The organism is Mesorhizobium sp. CC13 (genome assembly GCF_039907765.1).
In the GTDB taxonomy this organism is placed as follows: domain Bacteria; phylum Pseudomonadota; class Alphaproteobacteria; order Rhizobiales; family Rhizobiaceae; genus Aminobacter.
The window spans coordinates 1-1,341 of sequence record NZ_JARDJI010000050.1 but is presented as its reverse complement, the minus strand read 5'-3'; the positions used below and the strand labels follow the sequence as shown (position 1 = coordinate 1,341).

The 1,341-nt window shown below is 62.9% G+C and carries 1 protein-coding gene; it reads left to right on the top strand.

The window, feature by feature from the left end:
• Positions 1-98 precede the first annotated feature (98 nt).
• Complete coding sequence (locus PV773_RS25105) at positions 99-1,295, top strand: IS256 family transposase (RefSeq protein WP_347968984.1); 1,197 nt, start codon at positions 99-101, stop codon at positions 1,293-1,295.
• The last annotated feature ends 46 nt before the right edge of the window (positions 1,296-1,341 follow it).

The window sequence follows — 1,341 nt, the reverse complement described above, 5'->3', positions numbered from 1 at the left end:
GGTAGTGTGCTGAGAGTTCTGCAAATTCGCTGAGAGAGGGCGGTCATGGCAGGCTGGTGATGTTCAAGGTCACCTGATTCCCGCGAAGGAACGCCACCATGACCAAGACTGAAGATAAGTCGGCCATTGCCGCCGTCAAAGACATTCTGCTTTCGAACCCGGATGGGTTGCAGGAAGTGATCCGCGCAGTGATGCAGGAGGTTCTGGAGTCCGAGATGGACGAGGCGCTGGCTGCTTCCAAGAGCGAGCGCACGCCGGAGCGGCTTGGCTATCGCTCCGGCTATTACGGCCGCACCTTAGTCACGCGGGTCGGCAAGCTCGAGCTGCGGGTTCCGCAGGACCGGGCTGGCCGCTTCTCCACCGAACTGTTCGAGCGCTACCAGCGTTCCGAGCGCGCCTTGGTGGCGACGCTGGCGGAGATGTATGTGCAGGGTGTGTCGACCCGCAAGGTCAAGGCGATCACCGAGGAGCTGTGCGGGCATTCCTTCTCGGCCTCATCGATCTCGGCCATCAACAAGCGGCTGGACGAGAGCCTGAAGGCGTTTGCCGAGCGGCCGCTGCAAGAGCCCTTTGCCTACCTCATCCTCGATGCCCGCTACGAGAAGGTGCGCGAGGCCGGCATCGTCACGAGCCAGGCGGTGCTGATCGCGGTCGGCATCGACTGGGACGGCCGGCGTCAGATCCTGGCCGTCGAGATGGCCAATCGCGAGAGCCGCTCGGCCTGGAAGGACTTCCTCGTCGGCCTGAAGGCACGCGGTCTCAAGGGCGTCGAACTGGTCGTGTCCGACGACCATGCCGGCCTGGTTGCGGCGATCGGCGAGGTGATCCCCGAAGCCGCCTGGCAGCGCTGCTACGTGCACTTCCTCAGGAACGCGCTCGATCACCTGCCGAGGAAGCATGGCGACGACTGCCTGCAGGAACTCAGATGGCTCTACGACCGCCGCGATCTCGCCGAGGCCAAGGCCGATCTCGCCGCATGGCTGTCCAAATGGTCGGGCCGCTATCCAAGGCTGACGACGTGGGTGGAGGAGACCATCGAGCGCACGCTGACCTTCTTTTGCCTGCCGCGCCAACACCACAAGCACCTGAAGTCCACCAACATGCTCGAACGCCTCAATGAGGAAATCAGGCGCAGAACCTATGTCGTGCGCATCTTCCCCAACGCCCGAAGCTGCCTGCGCCTGGTCAGGGCGCTCGCCGTCGAGACCAACGAAAACTGGATGGAGGCCAACCGATACATCAACATGGACGACCTGCGCGAGCACAAGAAGCTCGCTCTGCGACAAGCCGCATGACCAGCTTCAAGGCCGCCCCAATTTGCAGAACTTGACGCACACAACC

Bases quoted from the DNA above. Each gene is read 5' to 3' on its own strand.
- PV773_RS25105 (WP_347968984.1), top strand. From the start codon at position 99: ATGACCAAGACTGAAGATAAGTCGGCCATTGCCGCCGTCAAAGACATT.